This window comes from Pseudomonas sp. 43A (assembly GCF_013363935.1).
GTDB lineage: Bacteria > Pseudomonadota > Gammaproteobacteria > Pseudomonadales > Pseudomonadaceae > Aquipseudomonas > Aquipseudomonas crudilactis.
In genome coordinates, this window is record NZ_CP054880.1 from 6,400,388 (window position 1) to 6,427,081 (window position 26,694).

The 26,694-nt window shown below is 58.9% G+C and carries 19 protein-coding genes and 1 tRNA gene; 14 read left to right on the forward strand and 6 right to left on the reverse strand.

From position 1 onward, the window contains the following. Nucleotides 1-15: 15 nt before the first annotated feature. The 13 genes from HUW52_RS28315 (at nt 16) to HUW52_RS28375 (ending at nt 16,089) form a co-directional block, all read left to right on the forward strand. Nucleotides 16-3,762 (forward strand): bifunctional diguanylate cyclase/phosphodiesterase, encoded by a 3,747-nt coding sequence (locus HUW52_RS28315; RefSeq protein WP_175555472.1) that lies wholly within the window; start codon nt 16-18, stop codon nt 3,760-3,762. Between the two features lie 15 nt (nt 3,763-3,777). Beyond that, nucleotides 3,778-3,854: transfer RNA gene (locus tag HUW52_RS28320), tRNA-Ile, on the forward strand. Nucleotides 3,855-4,008: 154 nt separating this feature from the next. Next, nucleotides 4,009-5,088: an acyltransferase gene (locus tag HUW52_RS28325; RefSeq protein WP_175555473.1), complete on the forward strand. Its 1,080-nt coding sequence runs from the start codon at nt 4,009-4,011 to the stop codon at nt 5,086-5,088. Between the two features lie 79 nt (nt 5,089-5,167). Then, entirely contained in the window at nt 5,168-5,629 is a 462-nt protein-coding gene (locus HUW52_RS28330) for an Lrp/AsnC family transcriptional regulator (protein ID WP_016983153.1), read from the forward strand. Between the two features lie 223 nt (nt 5,630-5,852). Beyond that, nucleotides 5,853-7,535: an NAD(P)/FAD-dependent oxidoreductase gene (locus tag HUW52_RS28335; protein ID WP_175555474.1), complete on the forward strand. Its 1,683-nt coding sequence runs from the start codon at nt 5,853-5,855 to the stop codon at nt 7,533-7,535. A 12-nt stretch (nt 7,536-7,547) separates the two neighbouring features. Next, nucleotides 7,548-8,342 (forward strand): carbon-nitrogen hydrolase family protein, encoded by a 795-nt coding sequence (locus HUW52_RS28340; RefSeq protein ID WP_175555475.1) that lies wholly within the window; start codon nt 7,548-7,550, stop codon nt 8,340-8,342. A gap of 38 nt (nt 8,343-8,380) precedes the next feature. After that, entirely contained in the window at nt 8,381-10,795 is a 2,415-nt protein-coding gene (gene pqqF, locus HUW52_RS28345) for a pyrroloquinoline quinone biosynthesis protein PqqF (RefSeq protein WP_175555476.1), read from the forward strand. 156 nt (nt 10,796-10,951) lie between these two features. Continuing rightward, on the forward strand, nt 10,952-11,026 hold the full coding sequence (gene pqqA / locus HUW52_RS28350) for a pyrroloquinoline quinone precursor peptide PqqA (protein WP_003422658.1): 75 nt from the start codon (nt 10,952-10,954) through the stop codon (nt 11,024-11,026). Between the two features lie 81 nt (nt 11,027-11,107). Further along, nucleotides 11,108-12,019 carry a pyrroloquinoline quinone biosynthesis protein PqqB gene (gene pqqB, locus HUW52_RS28355; protein WP_175555477.1) on the forward strand — a complete coding sequence of 304 codons (912 nt, stop codon included), beginning with the start codon at nt 11,108-11,110 and terminating at the stop codon, nt 12,017-12,019. Nucleotides 12,020-12,155: 136 nt separating this feature from the next. Further along, a complete protein-coding gene (pqqC, locus tag HUW52_RS28360) occupies nt 12,156-12,908 on the forward strand; it encodes a pyrroloquinoline-quinone synthase PqqC (RefSeq protein ID WP_175555478.1) in 753 nt (250 codons plus the stop codon). After that, complete coding sequence (gene pqqD / locus HUW52_RS28365; protein WP_175555479.1) at nt 12,905-13,180, forward strand: pyrroloquinoline quinone biosynthesis peptide chaperone PqqD; 276 nt, start codon at nt 12,905-12,907, stop codon at nt 13,178-13,180. The genes pqqC and pqqD overlap by 4 nt, the downstream gene beginning before the upstream one ends. Continuing rightward, entirely contained in the window at nt 13,173-14,312 is a 1,140-nt protein-coding gene (gene pqqE, locus HUW52_RS28370) for a pyrroloquinoline quinone biosynthesis protein PqqE (protein ID WP_016983158.1), read from the forward strand. Before pqqD ends, pqqE begins: the two co-directional genes overlap by 8 nt. After that, nucleotides 14,278-16,089: a S9 family peptidase gene (locus tag HUW52_RS28375; protein WP_175555480.1), complete on the forward strand. Its 1,812-nt coding sequence runs from the start codon at nt 14,278-14,280 to the stop codon at nt 16,087-16,089. The genes pqqE and HUW52_RS28375 overlap by 35 nt, the downstream gene beginning before the upstream one ends. Before the next feature lie 133 nt (nt 16,090-16,222). Here the strand turns inward: HUW52_RS28375 and HUW52_RS28380 are convergent, their stop codons facing one another. Next, complete coding sequence (locus tag HUW52_RS28380) at nt 16,223-16,381, reverse strand: YqaE/Pmp3 family membrane protein (RefSeq protein ID WP_003228885.1); 159 nt, start codon at nt 16,379-16,381, stop codon at nt 16,223-16,225. Between the two features lie 194 nt (nt 16,382-16,575). Then, a complete protein-coding gene (locus HUW52_RS28385) occupies nt 16,576-17,859 on the reverse strand; it encodes an aspartate aminotransferase family protein (protein ID WP_175555481.1) in 1,284 nt (427 codons plus the stop codon). 169 nt (nt 17,860-18,028) lie between these two features. On the opposite strand from HUW52_RS28385, the gene HUW52_RS28390 reads away from it, so the two are divergent. Then, a complete protein-coding gene (locus HUW52_RS28390; protein ID WP_016983161.1) occupies nt 18,029-18,943 on the forward strand; it encodes a LysR family transcriptional regulator in 915 nt (304 codons plus the stop codon). A 227-nt stretch (nt 18,944-19,170) separates the two neighbouring features. Here HUW52_RS28390 and HUW52_RS28395 read toward each other — a convergent pair whose 3' ends face one another. From HUW52_RS28395 to HUW52_RS28410, 4 genes are all read right to left on the reverse strand, one after another. Then, nucleotides 19,171-20,949: an acyl-CoA dehydrogenase C-terminal domain-containing protein gene (locus HUW52_RS28395; protein ID WP_016983162.1), complete on the reverse strand. Its 1,779-nt coding sequence runs from the start codon at nt 20,947-20,949 to the stop codon at nt 19,171-19,173. 212 nt (nt 20,950-21,161) lie between these two features. After that, nucleotides 21,162-22,958 carry an acyl-CoA dehydrogenase C-terminal domain-containing protein gene (locus HUW52_RS28400; RefSeq protein WP_016983163.1) on the reverse strand — a complete coding sequence of 599 codons (1,797 nt, stop codon included), beginning with the start codon at nt 22,956-22,958 and terminating at the stop codon, nt 21,162-21,164. A gap of 90 nt (nt 22,959-23,048) precedes the next feature. Continuing rightward, nucleotides 23,049-24,338 (reverse strand): GGDEF domain-containing protein, encoded by a 1,290-nt coding sequence (locus HUW52_RS28405; RefSeq protein ID WP_095050296.1) that lies wholly within the window; start codon nt 24,336-24,338, stop codon nt 23,049-23,051. A gap of 198 nt (nt 24,339-24,536) precedes the next feature. Further along, a complete protein-coding gene (locus tag HUW52_RS28410) occupies nt 24,537-26,639 on the reverse strand; it encodes a cytochrome-c peroxidase (protein ID WP_175555482.1) in 2,103 nt (700 codons plus the stop codon). Nucleotides 26,640-26,694 lie beyond the last annotated feature (55 nt).

Sequence of the window (26,694 nt, forward strand, 5' to 3'; positions counted from 1 at the left end):
CATAACGAGAGCGTTATGCCCAGATTGGCGTCCGTGCTTTTTTTGCTGTCACTGATGATCTGGACCGCAACGGCTGACGCGCTGACTCTGACCGATGAAGAACGTAGCTGGCTGGCGGCTCACCCGGACTTGCGCCTCGGCGTGGACGCGTCGTGGCCGCCGTTTGAGTTTCGTGACGATCAAAACCGTTATCAAGGGCTGGCGGCCGATTACATTGATGTCATTCGCCAACGCCTGGCAATCAAACTCACACCTATTGAGCCGGTGAGCTGGACGGTTGTGCTGGAACAGGTGAAACAGGGCAAGATCGACCTGTTGCCGGGGATCATGTCCACACCGGAGCGCCAGACCTATCTGTCATTCACCCGCCCTTATCTAGACTTCCCGATTGTCATCCTCGCTCACATCGGCGGTGTACAACCGCGCAAGCTCGATGATCTGTACGGTCTGAAGATCGCCGTAGTGGAAAACTACGCGCCTCACGAATTGCTGCGTACTCACCATCCGGATCTGAATCTGGTCGCCATGCCCAACGTCAGTTCAGCATTGCAGGCACTGGCGACCGATGAAGTGGATGCCGTGGTCGGCGACCTTGCATCCAGCGTCTGGAGCTTGCGCCAGTTGAAACTTGACGGCTTGTACGTCAGCGGTGAAACCCCGTATCGCTACCAACTGGCAATGGGCGTGCCCCGTGACAACAAAATGCTGGTGGGGATTCTGGACAAAGTCCTGGCCGATATGACCCCGGCTGAAATCAGCAGCATTCAAGAGCACTGGGTGGGCAACGTCCTCGATCATCGGACATTCTGGTCTGATCTTCTGATTTACGGCTTGCCCGGCCTGGTATTGCTAGTCATCATTCTGGCGGTGGTGATCCGTATCAATCGCCGCCTGAGCTCGGAGATCGCCCGACGCATTGACCTCGAACAGGAACTGCGCAGCAGCGAATATCACTATCGCGGCCTGGTGGAGAGCCTGTCAGCCATTGCATGGGAAGCGCGAATGAGCGACTTCACCTACAGCTATGTTTCGCCGCACGCCGAAGACCTGCTCGGCTATCCGCTGGCGCATTGGCTGATTCCAGGGTTCTGGCGCAACATCATCCATCCGGCGGACCTTACCCGCGCCCAAAGCTTTTGCGATCACGAAGTATTGGCCGGGCGCGATCACAGTCTCGATTACCGAGTGATCACAGCCGATGGTCGCTGCCTGTGGGTCCGCGACATCGTCAGCCTGATCGAACACGGCCACGAACCGGTGATGCGCGGGTTGATGATCGACATCAGCGAAACCAAGCGCACCGAAGAAGCCCTGCGTCTGTCGGAGCAGAAATTCGCCTCGGTGTTCCAGCAATGCCCGGACATTCTGGTGATTGCGCGACTCTCCGACGGCTGCTTGCTGGAAGTCAACGAGGCGTTCGAGGAGCAGATCGGACTGAAAGCCGAGGACGTCATCGGCCAAACTGCTACTGACTTGAATATCTGGGGCATTCCCGGCGTTGGGCCCGGGCTGTTGCAGCGCTTGCAGGCTGGCAGTATCCGCAACCTGGAAATGCCCTTCCGGCGCAACAATGGTCAAGTGTTCACCGGACTGATCTCCGCCGAACCGTTCGACCTCGACACCACACCAGCGCTGGTTGTAGTGGTGCGCGACATCTCCCAACTCAAGGAAACCCAACAGCAACTGCAGACGTCGGAAGAGAAGTTTGCCAAGGCATTCCATGCGTCGCCGGACGGCCTGCTGCTGTCGCGTCAAAGCGACGGACTGCTGCTGGAAGTCAACGAAGGTTTCAGCCGCATCACCGGCTTCAACAGCGCGATGTCGGTGGATCGCTCGGCACTGGACCTGGGAATCTGGGTCAACCTCAACGAACGCAAGCAGATGCTCGACCTGCTGCATCGCGACGGCTTTGTCCGTGATTTCAGCTGTCATATCCGCCGCAGTGACGGGCAGATCCGCCTCTGCGAAGTGTCCGCCCGTCCGCTACCGATCGGTGACGAAGACTGCATGCTGACCATCGCCCGGGACATTACTGAACGCCATCTGATGCAGGAAAAGTTGCAACAGGCCGCGACTGTATTCGAAAGCACAGCCGAAGGTGTATTGATCACCGATACCCAACAGCACATCAGCGCAGTCAACCGGGCTTTCACCGAGATCACCGGCTACAGCGAAAGCGAAGCACTCGGCCACACACCGCGCCTGCTCGCTTCAGGCCTGCACGACAGCGCGTTTTATGCGGCGATGTGGCACCAGCTGACCGACGAAGGTCACTGGCAAGGCGAGATCTCCAACCGGCGAAAAAACGGCGAGTTGTACCCCAGTTGGCTGACCATCAGCGCCGTACGTAACCGCGACAGATTCATCACCCACTTTGTCGCAGTATTTGCCGATATCTCCAGCCTCAAGCATGCACAGGCCAAACTCGATTATCAGGCTCACCACGACCCGCTCACCGGCCTGCCGAACCGTACGTTGTTCGAAAGCCGCTTGCTGATGGCACTGAACAGTCAGCAAGAAAACGGCGGTCAGGGCGCGGTACTGTTCCTTGATCTTGACCGCTTCAAACACATCAACGACAGCCTCGGCCATCCGGTCGGCGATCTGCTGCTCAAGGGCATCGCCGTGCGCCTGAAAGAACAGCTGCGCGACATCGACACCGTTGCCCGCCTGGGCGGTGACGAATTCATCATTCTGCTCCCCGGTCTGCAGCAAGCCAGTGACGCCGACAATCTCGCCACGAAACTGCTCAACTGCTTCGGCGCGCCGTTCCAGGCCGGCGAACACGAGTTTTTCATCAGCGCCAGCATCGGCACCAGCCTCTATCCGCGCGACGGTTGCGACGTGGCCACTCTGGTCAAAAACGCCGATGCGGCGATGTACCGCTCCAAAGCCAAAGGTCGCAATCGCGTCGAGAGCTACACCCGCGACCTGACAGCACAAGCCATCGAACGCGTGGCACTGGAGCACGAATTGCGCCGCGCCATCGAGCGTGATGAGCTGTTCCTCTACTACCAACCGAAAATAAGCCTCGAAGATCACAGCCTGGTCGGCGCCGAAGCGCTGATTCGCTGGCGTCATCCGACCTTTGGCGAAGTGCCGCCAGAGCATTTCATTCCTTTGGCCGAAGAGAACGGGATGATCCTGCAGATCGGCGACTGGGTGCTGGAGACTGCCTGCCGGCAGATGTTCGAATGGAACCAGATCTACGACAGCCTCGGGCCACTGTCAGTCAACCTCGCTGGTGCGCAACTACGCCAGCCCAATCTGCTTGGGCGCATTGAACAACTGCTTAAGGAAAACCGCCTCAGACCAGATTTACTGCAACTGGAAATTACCGAAAATTTCATCATGAGTCAGGCTGAAGAGGCATTGTCGGTGCTGCATCAACTCAAGCACCTGGGCGTACAACTGGCAATCGACGACTTCGGCACCGGCTACTCCTCACTCAGTTACCTGAAACGCCTGCCGTTGGACATCCTCAAAATCGATCAGTCCTTCGTCCGCGGGCTGCCCGACGACCCCCACGATGCGGCGATTGTCCGAGCCATCATCGCCCTGGGCCGCAGCATGCAATTCACCGTGATCGCAGAAGGTGTGGAAACCCAGGCGCAACAACAATTCCTCGCGGCCGAGGGCTGCGAACAGATCCAGGGCTATATCGTCAGCCTGCCCCTGCCACCTGAAGAATTCGCTGCAACGTTTCTTCGTATTGCCGTATCGGATTTTTCGGATAGCACAGCCGAGAAACCGTCGCTATAATCCGCGACCTACTGAGGGCCTATAGCTCAGTTGGTTAGAGCAGAGGACTCATAATCCTTTGGTCCACGGTTCAAGTCCGTGTGGGCCCACCAAACCTGAAAGCCGCGCAAATGCGCGGCTTTCGTCGTTTCTGGGGCCTGAAAGAAATACGCGGATGAACTGTTCCCGTGTCCGTGCTTGCGTCTGTGTCGCGTAAATTTCAGAATGCCGGCAAAAGATGCCAGTCGGCTTCAGGGACGAATAATCGTGTACAAACTTTCCTCGCTACAAGCGGCCAGAGGACTGGCAGCTCTTTTTGTCGTAGCGTTTCACTCACTATTCATCAATGCCAAGTATGTAAAAGGTGAACGCCTGTTGCCGGAGCTGTTTGTTTTTGGACAAACCGGTGTAGATCTGTTTTTTGTCATCAGTGGTTTTGTGATGATTATCGCTTTCCGTAACAAGTTCGGTCTCAAGGGCGAAGTTGCTGATTTTCTCAAAGGGCGATTCTTTCGAATTTACCCAACTTACTGGGTTTATTTTCTCGCTATCTTCTTTGTCGCTCAGGTCAAACCTGAACTGGTGAACGGTTCTCAGGGAGGGGCTGTCGACATGACCTGGTCATTTTTCCTGCTCCCGCACTCGGCGTTACCGTTGTTAATGGTCGCCTGGTCACTTATCCATGAAGTCTGGTTCTATCTCGTATTTGCCTTGATCCTGATGCTCCCGGCCAAGCGGATAACTCATGCATTTGCGCTGTGGTTAATCACGATTATCGGCGTTTCAATTTTTTCGGATACGCCGGAAAATCCTTATCTTCGGGTGATGTTCCATGAGTTCTCCATTGAATTCATTCTCGGTGCCTTGGCGGGAATCACATACCTGAGGCTTTCATCGGTTTCTTCTGCGTCTCCTTTTACCATTCCCTTGATGGTTCTGACTGGGCTGGCTGGTCTTGTCTACGCATTGACCACCGATGTAGTCGGCGACGCCGATGTCATTCAATCCATACCCCTGGAACGAGCCTTTGCGATCGGTGGCGGTTACACGCTTTTACTGTTGGCATTTGCCCTGCAAGAAGCGAAAGGTCGATTAAAGTCATTCGGTTTTCTCAAATCAGCTGGGGATATGTCCTATTCGCTGTACCTTTCGCACGTGCTGACACTCAGTGTTTGCGGGCGCCTATGGGTTATGACGGGGCTCAGCGGTAACAACTTCTGGCATGAAACTTTGTTCTGGACAGTTTCCTACACGGCAGTCCTGGTGGTTGCTTACTGCAGTTATCAGTTGATAGAGCGCAAACTGCTGAATCTCTCGCGCAACATTCAACTCCCTGTACGAACGTAAAAAAAACCGCACATCCGCGCGGCTTTTTCATTGCCTGTAACATGTGCAGGCCAAAGATCCGCGCCAATGGAGTCGCCCCTTGCCAGATATTCGCCCGCCCGTACTTGATGAAGTCGACCGCCAGTTGATCGCCGCTCTGCAAATCAATGCCCGTGAGAGCGTGGCCATGCTCGCCCGGCAATTGGGCATAGCGCGCACCACCGTAACGTCGCGGCTGGCGCGGCTGGAAAAGGCCAAAGTGATCACCGGGTACGGCGTACGCCTGGGCCAGCGCGTAGTCGATGGCGGCCTGCAGGCGTATGTCGGGATCAAGGTGCAGCCGCGTTCCGGCAAAGAGGTGGTGCGCCGGTTGAGTGCGATGGCGCAGGTGCAGCAGCTGTGTGCGGTGAGTGGCGAATTTGATTATGTGGCGTGGTTGCGTACGGATTCGCCGGAGCAACTGGATCAGTTGCTGGATCAGATTGGCAGCGTGGACGGGGTGGAGAAGACTACGACGTCGATCATTTTGAGTAGCAAGATTGATCGGGGGCAGCCGGTTTAAGATTTTGATCCGGCTTCTCGGGTGAATTTCAGGGCGTCTTCGCGAGCAGGCTCGCTCCCACATTTTGGTCGGTGTGCAGCCTCTAATCGTCATATTGATCGTTAATCTGGCAAAACGACGACACTTTGCGTCTTATTAACGTGTTCTACGCTCCCTAGAATGGCTGGCATCTTTTCCTATACTCAGACGCGCATCCCGCGTCGGGTCGCCAGCAAGGTCAGCCATGAACAAGAACAATCGCCATCCTGCAGACGGTAAGAAACCCGTCACCATTTTCGGTCCGGACTTTCCGTTCGCGTTCGACGACTGGATCGAACACCCGGCCGGACTCGGCAGCATTCCTGAGCATAATCACGGCGCTGAAGTGGCGATCGTCGGCGCGGGCATCGCTGGCTTGGTGGCGGCTTACGAGCTGATGAAGCTCGGTTTGAAACCGGTGGTTTACGAGGCTTCGAAACTCGGTGGGCGTCTGCGTTCGCAGGCGTTCAATGGCACTGACGGCATCGTCGCTGAATTGGGCGGAATGCGTTTTCCAGTGTCTTCCACGGCGTTTTATCACTACGTCGACAAGCTCGGCCTCGAAACCAGACCCTTCCCGAACCCGCTGACGCCAGCCTCCGGCAGCACCGTGATCGACCTCGAAGGTAAAACCCATTACGCACAGAAACTGGCGGATCTTCCTGCACTGTTCCAGGAAGTGGCTGACGCCTGGGCGGATGCGCTGGAGGCCGGCTCGCAGTTTGCCGATATCCAGCAAGCCATCCGCGACCGCGATGTGCCACGTCTGAAAGAGCTGTGGAATACCTTGGTGCCACTGTGGGACGACCGCACCTTCTATGACTTCGTCGCCACCTCCGAGGCCTTTGCCAAACTGTCGTTCCATCATCGCGAAGTGTTCGGTCAGGTCGGTTTCGGCACCGGCGGCTGGGACTCGGACTTCCCCAACTCGATGCTGGAAATCTTCCGCGTGGTGATGACCAACTGCGACGATCACCAACACCTGGTGGTCGGCGGCGTCGAGCAAGTCCCACAAGGCATCTGGCGGCATGTGCCGGAGCGCTGCGTGCACTGGCCCGAAGGCACCAGCCTGAAATCCCTGCACCGTGGCGCACCGCGTTCCGGCGTGAAGAAAATTGCCCATGCACCGGATGGCCGCTTCGCGGTCACCGACAACAATGGCGACACCCGCGAATACGCCGCCGTACTGACCACTTGCCAGAGCTGGCTGCTGACCACCCAGATCGAATGCGACGAAACCCTGTTCTCGCAAAAGATGTGGATGGCCCTCGACCGCACCCGCTACATGCAGTCGTCGAAAACCTTTGTGATGGTCGACCGCCCATTCTGGAAGGACAAGGACCCGGAAACCGGCCGCGACCTGATGAGCATGACCCTCACTGACCGCCTGACCCGTGGCACCTATCTGTTCGACAACGGCGACGACAAACCGGGGGTGATCTGCCTGTCGTACTCGTGGATGAGCGATGCGTTGAAGATGCTGCCGCACCCGGTGGAAAAACGCGTTGAGCTGGCGTTGAACGCATTGAAAAAGATCTACCCGAAAGTCGACATCGCCGCGCGAATCATTGGCGATCCGATCACCGTATCGTGGGAAGCCGACCCTTACTTCCTCGGCGCCTTCAAAGGCGCACTGCCCGGCCACTATCGCTACAACCAGCGCATGTACGCGCACTTCATGCAGGACGAGATGCCTGCCGAGCAGCGCGGGATTTTTATCGCTGGCGACGATGTTTCGTGGACACCGGCATGGGTCGAGGGCGCAGTGCAGACCTCGCTCAACGCGGTGTGGGGGATCATGAAGCATTTCGGCGGTTCGACACATAAAGCGAACCCGGGCCCGGGTGATGTGTTCAAAGACATCGGCCCTATCGCCCTGCCCGAGTAAGAGGAATCCCTGATGCGTGTAGCCCTTTACCAATGTCCGCCGCTGCCATTGGACCCCGCCGCCAACCTGCAACGCCTGCATCAACTGGCGATGGAGGCCAAGGGCGCCGACCTGTTGGTGCTGCCGGAGATGTTCATGACCGGCTACAACATCGGCGCAGAAGCGGTCAGCACCTTGGCCGAGGTCTTTAACGGTGAATGGGCGCAGCAGATCGGGCGGATCGCCAAGACTGCCGGTCTGGCGATTGTTTATGGCTACCCGGAGCGGACTGCCGATGGGCAGATCTACAACGCCGTGCAGCTGATCGATTCGCACGGCGAGCGCCTGTGCAATTACCGCAAGACGCATCTGTTTGGTGATCTTGACCGGTCGATGTTCAGCCCGGGTGATGATGATTTTCCCATCGTCGAACTCAACGGCTGGAAGCTCGGTTTCCTGATCTGCTACGACCTGGAGTTTCCAGAAAACACCCGACGTCTGGCACTCGCCGGCGCCGAACTGATTCTGGTGCCGACAGCGAACATGATTCCGTTCGATTTCGTCGCTGACGTCACCGTGCGTTCGCGCGCCTTCGAAAATCAGTGCTATGTGGCTTACGCCAACTACTGCGGCCACGAAGGCGACATCCACTATTGCGGGCAAAGCAGCCTCGCCGCGCCGGACGGCAGCCGTATCGCCCAGGCCGGACTCGACGAAGCACTGATCATCGGCGAGCTCGACCGGCAGTTGATGCTCGACTCCCGCGCGGCCAATCGCTACCTCAGCGACCGCCGCCCGGAGCTTTACGGCGCGCTCAACCAGCGCTAATCCGCTAGCATTGGCACTTCACTGTTCTGGAAGTGCCCATGCCTGCGCCGACTCACCCCCGTCCTCACACCGAAACCCTGGCCAACGGCTTGCGCGTGACCCTGCGTCATGCGCCCGGTCTGAAGCGCAGCGCCGCTGCCTTGCGCGTGGCCGCCGGTAGCCATGACGTGCCGTTGGCGTGGCCGGGGCTGGCGCATTTTCTCGAGCATTTGCTGTTTCTCGGCACCGAGCGTTTCCCAGCGAATGAAGGGCTGATGGCTTACGTTCAAGGTCACGGTGGCCAGGTGAATGCCAGCACGCGAGAGCGGACCACTGACTTTTTCTTTGAGTTGCCGACACAGTCGTTCAGCGCGGGGCTGGAGCGACTGTCAGACATGCTCGCCAATCCGCGTATGAATCTGGACGATCAGTTGCGGGAACGGGAAGTGTTGCAGGCGGAGTTTGTCGCTTGGTCGCAGGATCCTGCGGCGCAGCAGCAGTTTGCCCTGTACGAAGGATTACCGGCAGAACATCCGTTGCGCGGGTTTCATGCGGGGAATCGCGACAGTCTCCAAGTCGAGCAACCTGCGTTTCAACAAGCGTTGAAAGATTTCCACCAGCAGTTTTATCGGACCGGGCAAATGACTCTGAGTCTGGTCGGACCGCAGAATCTTGAAGAACTAAAAGCACTGGCTGAACAATTTGCGGCGGTTTTGCCCGTTGGGGATAAAGTTGTGCAGGCGGCATCCATACCGCTGGCGATAAAAAGTTATCAACAGGTCGGTGAGCGACGCGGCAACCTGATGTTTGCGTTCGATGCCTTGCCTGAGTCGTCTGTCGAGGCTTTGGCGTTTCTCTGCCATTGGTTAAACAGCGCCAAACCCGGCGGGTTACTGGCGCATTTGCAGCAGCAGAATCTGGCTGATGGATTAAAATCTGCGCCGGTCTATCACTTTGACAGGCAAGCGTTGCTGCATCTGGAGTTCATCGCAGCTTCCGAATCGTTAAACGCCATTGGCGAGCAGGTCCTGGATTGGCTGAGTTTCTTTGCTCAACAAGATTGGGCGCCACTGCGCAAAGAATACGCAGCTCTGCTGCAGCGCCAGCAGCAAGTCGCCGGCGCGCTGCAGCTGGCGCGACTCGACAGTGAACAGTTGGAAAATGGCCTGTCCGATGCAGGCGTTGAGGCCCTCGCTCACATCCTCGGTGAAATCGGCACTGTGGATAACTGCAGCGATCACTGGATCCTGCCTGCTGCCAATCCTTTTCTGCGAGCCAGCGAACCCCTGGCCAACGCCGGACTGATTCGCGGCCAGACCAGCGCCCATAGAGGGCTGCGCACATTTGCTCAGGATCGCTCACGCGGCCGTCGCGAGCGCTCGCCGATGCAGTTCAGTCAAGCGTTGCCGGACAGCACCGATGAAGGTGCGATCTATCTGCGATGGCAAGTAGAGGCCGCAGCCGGTGCTGATCTTCAATCGCGGTTGCAGCGCAGTCTTCAGCAAACTCAGCAAGACGCGCGGGAGGCCGGTGTCGATCTGTCTTTCAACGTCTCTGGCAATCAATGGCTGCTGAAGCTCACCGGCCTGCAAGAGCCAATGCCCTGCGTCCTCGAGCATGCGCTGAAAAGTCTGGCGCAAGTTGACCCTGATTCGCCGAGCAGCGAGCTGGAAACGTCACTGATCGCCATCCGCCAACTGCTTAAAGCGCTGCCGGAACATATTCTGCAATCAGCAAGAACCGGCGACGACGCCAAACACCTGTGGACAACTTCGCGCTGGGACTGCCTCGCTCTGGGACTTAACCAGCAGACGCAATCCGCGATGGGCCTGGCCTTGAGCCGTATTCCCGGGATCCCTGACAATCAGTTGCCTGCGCCGACGACGATTCCCGCGCAAAAACACTGGCGACATATCGATACCGCCTCCAGCGAACACGCCTTGTTGCTGTGCTGCCTGACCGCCAGCCGCGACATCGCCGACGAAGCCGCGTGGCGACTGTTGGCGCAGTTGTGCCAGACGCCTTTCTATCAGCGCCTGCGCGTCGAGTTGCAATTGGGCTACGCGGTGTTCAGCACACTTCGCCAGATTCACGGGCAAGCGGCGATACTGTTCGGCGTGCAATCCCCGAGCACCGCACCTGGGGATCTGCTAGGCCACATTCAGCAATTCCTCGAAAGCCTTCCAATGCGAATCGAACAATTGGATGAAGCGAGTTTTGAACAGCAGCGCAAAAACCTCGCCGATCAATTCGATGACGCCAGTCTGTCCAGCAAAGACGCCACCGAACTGTTTTGGCAGGCCAAGCTCGCTGGCCACTCATCGGATTATCTTGAGCAATTGATCATTGCGATCCGCCAACTGGATCGCCAGGCATTGCTTAGCGCTGCCCAGCGTTTAATCAACGCCGAAGGCGGCTGGCTCTGCCTCGCCAGCGATCCGAAGCCCAACACCCCATGGCGAGCGGCAAATTGATCATTACCGAGGCTGCAAGGAGCTTTCTCAAAGATTCACGGGCATTTACCCGGAAATTTTGAGTAACATAGCAGCCTAACTATTTGGAACATCTTTGCGCTGCCGTGGACTATAACTATGGACAGCGCTATCCCACCCACCCTGAGGAGACACACCATGTCCTGGACAAAACCTGCTTACACCGACCTGCGTATCGGCTTCGAAGTCACCATGTACTTCGCCAGCCGCTGAGTTCTGCTTACGTAGAATTGCAGTGCAACGCCTCGGCTCGCCGGGGCGTTTTATTTTCCGCGTTGAAATGATGGAGTGTTCATGTTCGTCCAGATTCTGGGTTCCGCCGCTGGCGGCGGTTTTCCGCAGTGGAACTGCAACTGCGTCAACTGCGCAGGTTTTCGCGACGGCAGCCTGAATGCCAAGGCCCGCACCCAATCGTCCATCGCGATTTCCGATGACGGCGTGAACTGGGTGCTGTGCAACGCCTCGCCGGACATCCGCGCGCAACTGCAAAGCTTCGCTCCGATGCAACCGGGCCGCGCCCTGCGTGACACTGGCATCAGCGCGATCATCCTGATGGACAGCCAGATCGACCACACCACCGGTCTGCTCAGCCTGCGCGAAGGCTGCCCGCATAAGGTCTGGTGCACGGACATGGTTCACGAAGACCTCAGCACCGGTTTCCCGTTGTTCAAGATGCTCACGCACTGGAATGGTGGGCTGGACTGGAACCGCATCGAACTCGACCAGAGCTTCACTGTGGCAGCGTGCCCGAACCTGCGTTTCACTCCGTTGCCATTGCGCAGCGCCGCGCCGCCGTACTCGCCGCACCGCTTCGATCCGCATCCGGGCGACAACATTGGTCTGATCGTTGAAGACCTGAACACTGGCGGTAAATTGTTCTACGCGCCGGGTCTGGGCAAGGTCGATGCGCCGTTGCTGGAGATCATGGCCGGCAGCGATTGCCTGTTGGTCGACGGCACGATGTGGGATGACGATGAGATGCAGCGCCGTGGCGTTGGCACTCGCACTGGTCGCGAGATGGGCCATCTGGCACAGAACGGCCCCGGTGGCATGCTGGAAGTGCTGGAGCAACTGCCAGAGCAGCGCAAAGTGCTTATCCACATCAACAATACCAACCCGATTCTCGATGAAGATTCGCCGGAGCGTGCCGAACTGGCGCGACGTAATGTTGAAGTGGCGTTCGATGGCATGAGTATTGTGCTGTAGCGACCGACCTCTTCGCGAGCAAGCTCGCTCCCACATTGGATCTGTGGCGTTCACAAACCCTGTGGGAGCGAGCTTGCTCGCGAAGGCGTCCGAATAGACACCCAGGATTCCAACGGTTGTTCCCCGGAGAACCGCAATGACTGACACGCCAATGTCCCCCACCGAATTCGAAGCGGCGCTGCGCGCCAAAGGCGCCTACTACCACATCTACCACCCGTATCACGTGGCGATGTATGAAGGCCGCGCCACTCGCGAGCAGATCCAGGGCTGGGTCGCCAACCGCTTCTACTATCAGGTGAACATCCCCCTGAAAGACGCGGCGATCCTCGCCAACTGCCCCGATCGGGAAATCCGCCGCGAGTGGATTCAGCGCCTGCTCGACCACGACGGCGCTCCCGGCGAAGATGGCGGTATCGAAGCCTGGCTGCGCCTTGGCCAAGCGGTCGGTCTCGACCAGGACCAACTGCTCTCCCAGGAGCTGGTGCTGCCCGGCGTGCGTTTCGCCGTCGACGCCTACGTCAACTTTGCCCGTCGCGCCAGTTGGCAGGAAGCCGCCAGCAGCTCGCTGACCGAACTGTTCGCGCCGCAGATTCACCAGTCGCGCCTCGACAGCTGGCCGCAGCATTACCCGTGGATCGATCCGGCCGGTTACGAATACTTCCGCACCCGCCTCGGTCAGGCGCGGCGTGATGTCGAGCATGGTCTGGCGATCACGCTTGAGCACTACAAGACGCGTGAAGGCCAGGAGCGCATGCTGGAAATTCTCCAGTTCAAACTGGACATTCTTTGGAGCATGCTCGATGCCATGAGCATGGCCTACGAACTGAACCGCCCGCCGTATCACAGCGTCACCGAACAACGCGTCTGGCATAAAGGAATCACCTTATGAGTTTCGACCGCAGCAAAGTCCCGACCTGGCGTCCCGGCTACCGTTTCCAGTACGAACCGGCGCAGAAAGGTCACGTGCTGCTTTACCCGGAAGGCATGATCAAGCTCAACGACAGCGCCGCACTGATCGGTGGGCTGATCGACGGTTCACGCGATGTCGCCGCGATCATCGCCAAACTCGATGAGCAGTTCCCCGGTGTGCCCGAGCTCGGTGACGACATCGAGCAATTCATGGAGGTTGCCCGTGCGCAGCACTGGATCGAACTTGCCTGATCTGCCGCCCAAGCCTGAAGTCGGCCTGCCGCTGTGGCTGCTCGCCGAGCTGACCTACCGCTGCCCGCTGCAATGTCCGTACTGCTCCAATCCGCTGGACTTCGCCGAGCAGGGCAAAGAGTTGAGCACCGAGCAGTGGATCAAGGTCTTCCGCGAAGCGCGGGAGATGGGCGCGGCGCAACTGGGCTTTTCCGGCGGCGAACCGCTGGTGCGTCAGGATCTCGCCGAGCTGATTCATGAAGCGCGGCAGCTGGGTTTCTACACCAATCTGATCACCTCCGGCATCGGCCTGACCGAGCAGAAAATTAGCGATTTCAAAAAGGCTGGCCTCGATCACATCCAGATCAGTTTCCAGGCCAGCGACGAGCAAGTGAACAATCTGCTCGCCGGCTCGAAAAAAGCCTTCGCGCAGAAACTGGAAATGGCTCGTGCGGTGAAGGCCCATGGCTATCCGATGGTGCTGAACTTCGTCACCCATCGGCACAACATCGACAAGATCGACCGCATCATCGAACTGTGCATTGCGCTTGAGGCCGACTTTGTCGAACTCGCCACCTGCCAGTTTTACGGTTGGGCGCAGCTCAATCGTGTCGGCCTGTTGCCGACCAAAGAGCAACTGGTCCGTGCCGAACGCATCACCAACGAATACCGGGCGAAGCTGGAAGCCGAAGGGCATCCGTGCAAGCTGATTTTCGTCACCCCGGATTACTACGAAGAACGCCCGAAAGCCTGCATGAACGGCTGGGGCAGCATCTTTCTGACAGTCACCCCGGACGGCACCGCCCTGCCCTGCCATGGCGCCCGACAGCTGCCGGTGCAATTTCCCAATGTGCGCGACCACAGCATGCAGCACATCTGGTACGACTCGTTCGGCTTCAACCGCTTCCGTGGTTACGACTGGATGCCCGAGCCGTGCCGCTCCTGCGACGAGAAAGAAAAAGATTTCGGCGGCTGTCGCTGCCAGGCGTTCATGCTCACCGGCGATGCGAGCAATGCCGACCCGGTGTGCAGCAAGTCCGAACATCACGGTGTGATTCTCAAGGCCCGCGAAGAAGCCGAGACCGCCACCCAAACCATCGAACAATTGGCCTTTCGCAATGAACGAAACTCACGCCTCATCGCCAAGGGCTGAGCCTTTCAGCGCCTCGCAAGCCGTCGCGGCCGGCATGGATTTCGCCGAGTTGCAGCTCGGTGCCAATGGGCTGTTCTGGAATGAATATCGCCCGGAAGATGCCGCATGCCGGATCTGGCATTGGCGCGATGGCGTGGCGAGATGTCTGACGCCGGATGGCTTCAGTGTGCGCAGTCGCGTGTACGAATATGGCGGTGGCGCGTTTTGTCTGACGCCGGATGGGGTGGTTTTCGTCGCTGAGGCGGATCAGCAGTTGTACCGCCAGAAGCTCGGTGGCGAGCCGGAGGCATTGACGTCGGGCGAGTGCCGTTATGGCGATCTGCATTTTGCCTTCGGCCAGGTGCTGGCGGTGGAAGAACAGCACGATCAGCATCGGCTCGTAGCAATCGATCTGGCTGACGGGACGCGGTATTTATTGGCTGAAGGTGCGGATTTTTATGCGGCGCCAATCCTCAGTGCGGATGGCCTGCGTTTAGCGTGGATCGAGTGGAGCCGGCCGCATCAGCCATGGACGTCGACGCGGTTGATGGTGGCGGAACGCTTGGCTGACGGCGCCTTTGGTTCGCCGCGCTGCGTTGCTGGCGATGAGGTTGAAGAGTCCATTCAACAACCACGATTTGATGCTGAAGGTCGACTGTATTGCCTGACTGATCGCGGTGGATTCTGGCAGCCGTGGGCTGAGACTTCGGACGGTTTGGCGCCACTGCCTGCCGCGCCGGCCGATCATGCGCCGGCGCCTTGGCAGTTGGGCGGCTGCACCTGGTTGCCTGTTGATAATTCGTTTTTGGCGAGCTGGAGCGAAGGTGGTTTTGGTCGCCTGACGCTCGGTGACGAAGATTTCACTGGTGACTACAGCCGCTTCCGTCATCTCGCTGTGGATGAGCGATTTATCTACTGCATCGCCGCCTCACCGATCAGTCCTTCGGCGGTCATCGCCATTGATCGAACCACGCGAGAAGTGAACGTGCTGGTGGGTGGCGTGGCGCCCCTGCCCGCTGAGCGCATCAGCCGTCCGCAAACCCTGCGCTACCCAAGTGGTTCCGGCGAAGCGCACGGGTTCTTTTATCCAGCCATGAGCGGTGAGACAAAACCGCCGCTGGTGGTGTTCATCCACGGCGGCCCAACATCGGCCTGCTACCCGATTCTCGACCCGCGCATTCAGTACTGGACGCAACGTGGCTTCGCCGTCGCTGATCTCAACTATCGCGGCAGCAGCGGTTATGGCCGCGAATATCGGCAAGCGCTGCACTTGAGCTGGGGCGAGGTGGATGTCGAGGATGCTTGCGCGGTGGTGAGCTATCTCGCCGAGCAGGGTTTGATCGACGGTGAGCGCGCATTTATTCGGGGTGGCAGCGCAGGCGGCTACACCACGTTGTGTGCGCTGGCGTTCCAACAGGTATTCCGAGCGGGTGCCAGTCTTTACGGAGTCAGCGATCCGGTCGCTCTGGGCCGGGCGACGCATAAGTTCGAAGGTGATTATCTTGACTGGCTGATCGGTGATCCTGAGCAAGACGCCGAACGCTACGCGGCCCGCACACCGCTGCTGCATGCTAGCAACATTGGCGTGCCGGTGATTTTCTTTCAGGGTGAGCTGGATGCGGTCGTTGTTCCGCAACAGACCCGCGACATGGTCACGGCACTTGAGGAGAACGGCATCCCGGTCGAAGCACATTACTACCCGGACGAACGCCACGGTTTCCGCCGTGCGGCCAATCAGGCGCATGCGCTCGAGCAGGAGTGGAAGTTCTATCGCCAGGTAATGGGATTGGCGGACTGATCATCGCGCCCCGTTCAAAACCGAGGTGCCCCATTCGCGAGCAGGCTCGCTCCCACATTGGATCTGTGTTGTTCACAAATCCCCTGTGGGAGCGAGCCTGCTCGCGAAAGCTATCTACTTGGCGCCGCAGAACTCAGCGCTTGGCGATGATGTACACCGCATGCACGATCCCCGGAATATACCCGCACAGCGTCAGCAGAATGTTCAACCAGAACGCCCCGCCAAACCCGACCTGCAGAAACACGCCCAGTGGTGGCAACAGAATAGCGATGATGATGCGAATGAAATCCATGGGGCAGCTCCTGTATGGGGGTTGGCTCACTTGAGCCATACAAGCTAATCGACCTGCGCCGTTCGTCAGGGTTCAGTGCAACTGCCATTTGATCGCCATCACCTCACAAAAAAACGCCCCACGCCAAAAGAATCAGGCGTGGGGCGTGCGTTATACCGCGAGACGGTTCTGGAAATCGGGTAGGAAACTTCAGCTCAGACGGCAATCCCTTTGCGGCATTGCAGTTGTGCGGTACGCACTCGCGAGAACGCGCGGCCCAGGCGCAGGAGCATTTCGTCGATGTTGGTTTTGCTTACGGTGAGGGCCGGAGTGAAGCGCAAACAGTTGGCTTGCGGGGCGTTGAGCAGCAGGCCTTCGTGGTGGGCGGCGTGGACCACAGCTTCGGCGGAATCGTCTGACAGGTTCAATCCGTAGAACAGGCCCTGGCCGCGCAACTGACCGTGGTCGTAACGGTGCGCCAATCGGGCCAGACCTTCACGCAGGTGCTGACCGTTATCGTTGATCTGCTGGAGAAAGCTGCGGTCGTGCACGCTGTCGAGAACTACCAGACCGGCCGCCGTCATCAATGCATTGCCGTGATGCGTGCCGCCCAATTCGCCGGCCTCGAAACAGCATGCTTTGCCCCGCGCCAGCAGCGCCGCCAATGGCACACCGCCGCCAAGTCCTTTGCCGAGCACGACGATATCGGCGCGCACGCCGTAGGATTGTTCGGCGAGCAAAGTACCGCAACGGCCGATGCCGGTTTGTACTTCGTCGAGGATCAGCAGAAGGCCCAGCTCACGGCAGAGACGTTCGACACCCTTGAGGTAATGCTCGGTGGCCGGAACGACGCCGGCATCGCTCTGGATCGGCTCCAGCATGATCGCTACTGTCTGCGCATCGACCGCCGCGTGCAACGCCGGCAAGTCGTTGAACGGCACCAGATCGAAACCCGGCAGCAACGGCGCAAAACGGTTGTGCAGGTTGCAACTGTCGGAGGCGGAAATCGTCGCCAGGCTGCGACCATGACAACCCTGCTTCGCAACGATAATCCGCGAGGCGCCGCCGCGATGCAGTTGGCCCCATTTACGCGCCAGTTTGATCGCCGCTTCACAGGCTTCGCTGCCGCTGTTGAGCAAGTAGGCCTGATCGCTGGAAGTGGCAGCGCACAGACGCTCGGCAAGGCTGAGCATGCCGCGATTATGCAGATTGAAACCGGGATTGATCAGCGCTTGCGCCTGACTGTTGATGGCTTTGACCAGCGCCGAAGGGCTGTGGCCAAGACTGTTGGCGCCACCGGCCTGGGAAAAATCGAGGTACGCGCGGTCGTTACTGTCCCACAACCACGAACCCTGCCCCCGGACGAACACCTGCTGCGGCCGTTCGACGCTGGGCATCAGCCTTTCAACGCTAAGATTTTCGCTGCTTTCAGCAGGATTGGCCTCGAAGGCGAGGTCATCAAGACTCGGCGTCTGGCGCCGCAAACCGAACAGATTCATTGAAAAACACCTCGTTTCAGGTGTTTTGAACTGCCTATGCAAACACTGTCGAAGCGAACGCTATTCATCGCGCTTTCTGGCCCTGTAAGCCTTATGAATGCGGTTAGACTAGGCGCACTGACGCCTGGGGGCCATTTCGATTTCCCAGCATTTTCGATAAGCATTACTTATGGATTTCAAGCAACTGCGTTATTTCGTCGCGGTCTACGAGGAAGGTCATGTCGGCCGGGCGGCGGAACGCCTGTCGATTTCGCAACCGGCGCTCTCGCAGCAGATCCGCCAGCTCGAACAGAACCTCGACGTCACCCTGTTCGAACGCAGCAGCAAGCGCCTGCTGCCTACCCTAGCAGCGCACACCTTGTACAACCACGCGTTGCCGTTGCTCGATGGTTTGCAACGGGCGCGCGAGGCGTTGGGAAATTTCAAAGGACAGGCCTTGCGTACGCTGGCGATTGGCGTGCTGCAAACGGTTCACACCAGTCTGGTGCCGCAAATGCTCGAACGGGTGCGCAAGGCGCAGCCGCATCTGGTGGTGCAGATTTATGAGTTGACCGGACTTGAGATCGAGCGGCGACTGCTCAACGGTTCATTGGACATCGGCATCAGTTATCTACCGCCGCGCCAACCGGGTCTGCACGGCGTGATGCTCTACGAAGATGAACTGACGCTGGTGATCCCGGCGGATCATCCGTTGCGTGAATTCAAGAAAGTCTCAATGCGCCAGGCCGCCGAGTTGCCAATGTTGCTATTGGGCGAAGAGTTCCAGATCCGCCAGATTTGGCAGGCACAACTGACCGCCCTCGGACGCCGCCCGCAGGTGCAAGCCGAGCTGAACAATATGGTGGGAATTCTCGACAGTCTGCCGCACACCAGACTGGCGACGGTGCTGCCGGGGCGTTCGCAGAAGGAATACGACGATCAGGATCTGCTGTGGAAACCGCTGAGCGAGCCACGGGTGCCGCTGAAGGTTGGGTTGGTCTGTCGCGATGTGCAGCGTCAGCAGGCGCCTTTGGCGCTGTTGCAGACACTGCTGGAAGAAGTGATGGAGCGCGAAGTGAAGCCGACGCTTGATCCGATGGCCTGACTACTTTTCTGCAGGCAAAAGAAAACCCCGCCGAAGCGGGGCTTTGCAGACTGTTTCCCTGACATCCATTTCACTCCGCCACCCTGGCAGAATCCTACGTGTCCGTGTTGTTGCTTTGCGCTTCCTGCGCGACGTCCATGAAATGTAGATTAGCCGTGGATCCAATCTACGCATATGGGAGAACAGCAGCACGTCATGTAAGAGAATGCTTACATAACGTCATCGCATCAGAATTGCGCCGCATCCAGCAGGAACAGCGATTCGCTACCGGCCTTCACCGACGCACTCAACGAGTGAATACGCGGCAGCAAACGGGCGAAGTAGAAGCGCGCGGTGCCCAGTTTGCTGGCATAAAAATCGTCCTGCGCTTCTTTGCCCAGTGAGGCTTTGGCCATCAATGCCCACATGTAGGCATAGGAAACGTATCCGAACGCTTGCAGATATTCGACCGAAGCCGCGCCGATTTCGTTCGGGTTGTTTTTTGCCCGATCCAGCAACCACGAGGTCAGTTCGTCGAGAGTGTCGACGGCATCGTTCAGCGGCTTGGTGAATTCGCCCAGATCGGCACTGGCGGAAGCGGTGAAGTGGCGAATCTCGTCAGCGAACAGCTTGTAGAACGCGCCGCCACTGCCGACGATCTTGCGCCCGACCAGGTCCAGTGCCTGAATGCCGTTGGTGCCTTCGTAGATCTGGGTGATGCGCACGTCACGCACCAGTTGCTCCTGGCCCCACTCGCGGATGTAGCCGTGGCCGCCGAAAATCTGCTGGCCGTGCACCGTGGTTTCCAGTCCCAGATCGGTGAGGAATGCCTTGGCCACTGGCGTCAGCAACGCGACCAGATCTTCCGCACGCTTACGGGTGGTGGCATCTTCGCTGAACTTGGCGGTGTCGAGTTGCATCGCCACGTACGTGGAGAACGCCCGGCCGCCTTCGTTCGAGGCTTTCATGGTCAGCAGCATGCGACGCACGTCCGGGTGAACGATGATCGGGTCAGCGACCTTGTCTTTGTTCTGCGCGCCAGTCGGCGAACGGCTTTGCAGACGGTCGCGGGCGTATTCAACGGCGTTCTGATACGAACGCTCACCGGTGGCCAGGCCTTGGATGCCGACGCCGAGGCGCTCGTAGTTCATCATGGTGAACATCGCGGCCAGACCTTTGTTCGGCTCGCCGACCAGATATCCCACGGCTTCGTCGAAGTTCATCACGCAGGTCGCGGACGCCTGGATGCCCATTTTGTGTTCGATCGAACCGCAGTTCGCCGGGTTACGCGCGCCCAGGCTGCCGTCGGCATTGACCATGAATTTCGGCACGAGGAACAGCGAAATGCCTTTCGGGCCCGCCGGGGCGTCCGGCAGTTTCGCCAGTACCAGATGGATGATGTTTTCGGTGAGGTCGTGTTCGCCACCGGTGATGAAGATCTTGGTGCCGCTGACCTTATAGGAACCGTCGGCCTGAGGCTCGGCCTTGGTACGAATGATCCCAAGGTCGGTGCCGGCGTGCGGCTCGGTCAGGCACATGGAACCTGCCCAGACGCCGGCGTACATGTTCGGCAGGTACGCGGCTTTCAGTTCTTCACTGGCGTGAGCGTTGATCGACAGACAGGCGCCGGCGGTCAGCATCGGGTACAGACCGAAGGACAGGCTGGCGGAGTTGACCATTTCTTCGACCTGCGCCGACACGGCTTTGGGCATGCCCATGCCGCCGTATTGCGGATCGCCACCGACGCCAACCCAGCCGCCTTCGGCATAAGTCTGATAAGCCTGTGGGAAACCGGCTGGAGTGGTGACGGCGCCGTCGGCCCAGTGACAGCCTTCTTCGTCAGCGGCGCGGCTCAATGGCGCGATGCTTTTACTGGTGACCTTGCCGGCCTCTTCGAGAATGGCTTCAACGGTTTCGGCGTCGACGGTCTCGGCCAGTGCTGGAAGTTCGGCCCAGAGTTTGGCGACCTCGAACACTTCATTGAGGACGAAGCGCATATCGCGCAGCGGCGCTTTGTAGTCAGCCATGGCAAACCTCGCAAGATCTAAACGGTGATTCGTGGAAGGGTGTTTTCGTTGAGCCGGAGTGTACCTCAACAACTTTTGCGACACATAGGGTCAACCGGTGACTGTTTTGTTATTTCTAGTCATCAAAAAAAGATCACAGCCTTCGCCAGCGCCTACAGGTAAAACACGATCCTATGTAGGAGCTGCCGAAGGCTGCGATCTTTTGATCTTCCTTAAAGCGCAAACAGTTCAGCAGGCAACTTCATCAAACAATCACTCCCCGCCTCAATCGCCGCCCGATGCGCTGCCGTACGCGGCAACAAACGCTTGAAGTAAAACTCGCACGTCGCCAATTTCCCGCGCAGGTAATCCGCCTCGCCCTCGCCCGCCTCCAGTTGCGCCTGCGCCACCAATGCCATGCGCAACCACAGATAACCGAGAATGATGTAACCGCTGTACATCAAATAATCCACAGACGCCGCGCCCACTTCATCCGGGTTCTTCATCGCCGCCATGCCGACCTTCATGGTCAGGTCGCCCCACTGCTGGTTCAGCTCATTGAGTTGCGCAACGAAACTGCCCAGTTGCGGATGCTCAGCGTTGGCCGCGCAGAACTTGTGGACTATTTTGGTGAAGCCGCGCAGCAGCTTGCCCTGACTGCCCAGCACTTTGCGCCCGAGCAGGTCCAGCGCCTGAATGCCGTTGGTGCCCTCGTAGATCGGTGCAATCCGGCAATCGCGCACCAGTTGCTCCATGCCCCATTCGCGAATGAAGCCGTGGCCGCCAAACACCTGCATGCCGTGGTTGGTCACTTCCAGCCCGGTATCGGTCATGAATGCTTTGCAGATTGGTGTGAGGAAGGCCAACAGATCTTCCGCCTCCTGCCGCGCCTCGGCGTCGCTGCTCAGGTGCGCGACATCGAGCAGTTGCGCGGTGAAGTAGGTCAGCGCGCGGTTGCCTTCGTTGAAGGCTTTCATGGTCAGCAGCATACGCCGCACGTCAGGGTGGACGATGATCGGGTCGGCGGCTTTGTCCGGGGCTTTGGCACCGGTCAGCGAACGCATCTGCAAACGGTCGTTGGCGTATTTGATCGCGCCCTGGAAACTCGCTTCACCCAGACACAAACCCTGCATCCCGGTGCCAAGGCGTGCATGGTTCATCATGGTGAACATGCAGTTCAGGCCCTTGTTCGGCTCACCGATCAGGTAACCCTTGGCGCAGTCGAAGTTCAACACGCAAGTGGCCGAGGCCTTGATGCCCATTTTGTGTTCAATCGAACCGCAGGAAACGCCGTTGCGCGCGCCCGCCTCGCCTGCAGTATCCGGCAAGAACTTCGGCACGATAAACAGCGAGATGCCCTTGGTCCCGGCCGGCGCATCCGGCAACTTGGCCAACACCAAATGGATGATGTTGTCGCTCATGTCGTGCTCGCCGGCGGAGATGAAAATCTTGCTGCCGGTGATCGCGTAGCTGCCGTCGGCCTGAGGTACGGCGCGGGTCTTGATGATGCCCAGGTCGGTGCCGCAATGGGCTTCGGTCAGGCACATGGTGCCGGTCCATTGCCCGGCGGTGAGTTTGCTCAGATAAGTCTTTTTCTGTTCAGCGCTGCCGTGGGCATGGATCGCCGACATCGCGCCGTGAGTCAGCCCCGGGTACATGCCCCAGGACGTGTTGCTGGAGCCGACCATTTCGCTGATCACCAGCCCCAGCGAGCTTGGCAGGCCTTGGCCGCCGTAGGTTGGGTCTGCGGCCAGACCGTGCCAGCCGCCCTCGACGTATTGTGCGAAGGCTTGCTTGAAGCCTGTAGGCGTTGTCACCACACCGTTGTCGAAATGGCAGCCCTCTTCGTCGCCGCTGCGATTAAGCGGCGCCAGAACGTTCTCGCAAAACTTCGCGCCCTCTTCGAGGATCGCGTTGATCATGTCCGGGCTGGCGTCGTGGGCGCCAAGGATGGCGTAATTGGCGTGGAAGTCGAAGACGTGGTCGATCAGAAAGCGCATGTCGCGCAGGGGAGCTTTGTACTCAGGCATGGTGGCTTCTCCGTCAGCAGATTGCCTCAACCTACTGCCGGCCACCACGCCAAACAATCATTGTGCAGACGCTGAATGCGCCGTCATCACTCAACCCGCAGCGGTGTCCATGCGCACCGCGCCGCGGCGGTTCTGGCCGAATGCGACCACGCAGTTACGCCCCGCGCCTTTAGCGGCGTAGAGCGCCTCGTCGGCGGACTTCAGCACTTGTTCCGGGTTGCGTTGTTCCACTCGTTCGGCGACGCCGATGCTTACCGTCACCGACACACTGGACGCACCCGAGCCGGCGCGGCGCTGACGACCTTGCTGATCGTCCTGTGGACGGTTTTCCTGATTGCGCAGTTGAATGCTGTAGGAGGCAATCGACTCGCGGATCACCTCAAGGTGCGGCATGCACTCTTCAAGGGTTTTGCCTGCGAACACCAGGGCAAATTCCTCACCACCGTAGCGATAGGCCCTACCGCCACCGCTGATTTTCGACAGCTTGCTGGCGACCAGACGTAGTACCTGGTCACCGACATCGTGACCGTGGGTGTCGTTGAATTTCTTGAAGTGGTCGACGTCGCTCATGGCCAGCACATAGTTGCGGCCCAGGCGCTGCATGCGTTCGTTGAGCGCACGACGTCCCGGCAGACCGGTCAGTTCGTCGCGGAAGGCCATTTGATAAGCCTCGTGCGCAACGGCGGCGGCGATCATCAACATCACCTGACTGCACATGATGTTCAGGGTGAACGGCAGGATGAAGGTTTTCGGCAGCATCCAGAACACGCCGAGCAGGCCAACCAATTGTGCCGCATGCAGTGGACGCGGATTGCGCCAGTACTGCCAGGCCAACAGCAGGAACGCCGAGATGAATACCGGATAGGAAAGCTGGATCAGACTCATCCATGCGCCATGCAGCGCCGGCCAGCGGATTTCCGACAGCCACATCAGCAGCGCCTGGGGATAACTTTGCTCAAGGCCCAACGCCACACTGCCAAAGGCCAGCAACACGGCGAACCGCGCGACCATGTCCTGAAACAGGTGCGTACGTTCCTGCCACGCAGCGAACAGGCCGAACAATAACGGCAGCAGCAAACACACAAGATGAAAGACCACCGCAGCGTCTTCACGGACCTTGCCGTTATCGCGGTAATAGTCGGTCTGGGTGTCGAGCAGAAAGTAGGCGATGTACACCGTGAGCATCAGAAAAAGTTCGCGCTGACGTCGGTAAACCGCGCAATAAGCGCCACCCAACAGCAGCACCAAGGTCGGCAACACATTGAACAGCGAAGTGAAGAACACGCTGAGGTCTTTGACGTACGCAGCCGCCAACCCCGCGAGTAACAACAGCAGTGAAGGTAGGAAATGACTGAAACGTACAGCGGAAGAACGCGGCAAGGGTAAAGCTCCGACCCGTCATATCAAAGAGATGGCATTGTGCCTGCAATGTGGCCAGTTAAGCACACACAATGTGATCCACATCACACGCAGTCTCTGTAACGGCAGAAAACCTGACTATCTGAGCGATTTGCCAAGTTTTTTGCCCGATTTGCCATGCTGGCCACCATCACTGATGGCCAGGCCTGGAAATATTCCTCACAAATCGTTGTAGAACGGCAGTAATGGCCCCTCCGCCGTGCTGCGCCCCTCGGCGCCGTAAGGCTTGAGATTGAGCGAAGCGTCCGCTGCCTGGCGGGTGGTGACTTTCGGGCTGGCGGGCCGTTGGGTCACCGCGTTTTCATCACCGATATGGCCTTGCGGGATGACCAGTGACGGATGATCGAATGGCGCCCGTTCCCAGGCCACACGCGGATCGGTCAGGCCGACTTCCATGAATTTCACCAACGCGTCGATCTCATCGGGAGTCAGGTTGAGGTTGGTCATGTCCGGATCGAGGTTCGACGTATTGTGCTGATTCGCCGAAGGATGCTCGAAACCGCTGGTGTTGTTGGCGTCCTCGCCGCGACGGTCGCCGCCACGGTTGTAGAACTCCATCACCTGTTTGAGCGTCGCGCGGCTGCCGTTGTGGAAGTACGGGCCGGTCAGCGCGATGTTACGCAAGGTCGGCGTCTTGAAGGCGCCGTCGACCGAATCACGGAAGTTGACGTTGGGTTTGAGCGTCGCGTCGCACGGAATCGCTGCGCTCAGCGGTGCCTCGAAGGTGCAGACATCGACGTCCAGCGGATCGGGAATGCTGCCGCCTTGCAACAGCTTGTTGTACTGGCGGCTGAACGACCATGGGTTACCCCAGGCATCCGAGCCACCGAGCGCGAGGTCTTCTGAGGTCGGACGCACACCGGTGTTGTAGAAACCGTTGTCGTAAAGGGTGATCAGGTTATCGGCCATGACCATGCGTTCAATGCGCTCACGTGGGTGCATCAGCAGGCGGCTGGCGGCATTGGTCAGCTCCGCGCCGCCATGGCAGTTCACACATTTACCTTTGCCGAGAAACAGGTTCATGCCTTGGACCTGCTGCGCGTTCATGGCGGTTGAATCGCCTTGCAGATAGGCATCAATCGGCGCCTGGTCAGAGATCAGGGTGGATTCGTACATCTGAATCGCCAACCCGAAGAACAGCGGGAAGTTGGCTTCCATCTGCGTATACGGCGCACCGCCCACCAGCACATTTTGCGTGGCGTTCCACAGGCGTGGCTGGAAGGCGTTTTTGATCAATTCGCGATAGGTCGGACGCCGTGCGCCGGATACCGAAGCGAGCACCGAGTCGTTGGAAGAAATCCGCTGTTGCTTGAGCATCAACTGATCGAGCATGCGCCGGCCGATGTCGGCGAAAGTGCGGCCGCCGCAGGACATTTCCACCCCGCTACCCGGCGGTCCCACCGCTTGCGACGCGGCAGATGCGTCGTTGAGTGCCAGCCGGACTTTGCTTGCCACGGTGTTGCGCTCGCTGGTCACGTAAATGCCCGCATCGGGATCACGATTACCGAACGGCGAAAAACCGTTGAACACGTTGTTCGCGCGGCCATCCCAGAAGTTGCGCACGTTGAACGCAGCATTGATCACCGACGGCGCGTTGCGCCCGGTGCTGCGGCGTACGTTGATGCCGCCGACCTGGAAGATGCCGTCCGGTTGCTGGGTGCACTTGTCGAAGCGCGGTTGATTGGGTTTGACGAAGTTGGCGTCGAATACGCCTTGGGAGCCGACCACGTCATCGCTCGAGTAAACGATCGGCGAGTTGCGCTCCAGTGGGTTGCTCAGCACATGGGTCGGGAAATCGGTTTTCTTCAGTGTGTAGTTAGGCCCGCCCTTGCCACCGGACAGCGTCGCGTAGGACGCCACGTCACCGGGAATGTCCGACGCGACAAAAGGTTTGTTGAAGATCGAGGCGACGTTGGCATTGGTGTGCGCCTGGCCGGGGTTGAGTTGGTTGGTGATGCGGTGATCGACGCCAGCGTGATAGTGGCAGGACGCGCACGCGGTGGCGCCATCGCTGCCGACTTCCATGTCCCAGAACAACGCCTTGCCCAGCAGGATAGCGGCGGAGCGGTTGAGCACGTAGTCGGTCATCAGGTCGACCTTGCGTCCGCCCTCGGTTCCGGAGGGATCGGGCGGCAGCATGCCACGCAAGGATTGCAGGCTTGGCACTTCCGGTACCGGCGGATCGACTTCGGTCGGTGTAGCGGCCATCGTGTTGAAAGTGGCGAGTGCAAGGGCTAACCAGACAAGTCGGCAGATGTTCATGTGCTTCACCCTAACGTTGTTGTTATGCGTTTTGCCGGGCGAGAGGCGTCGTGGA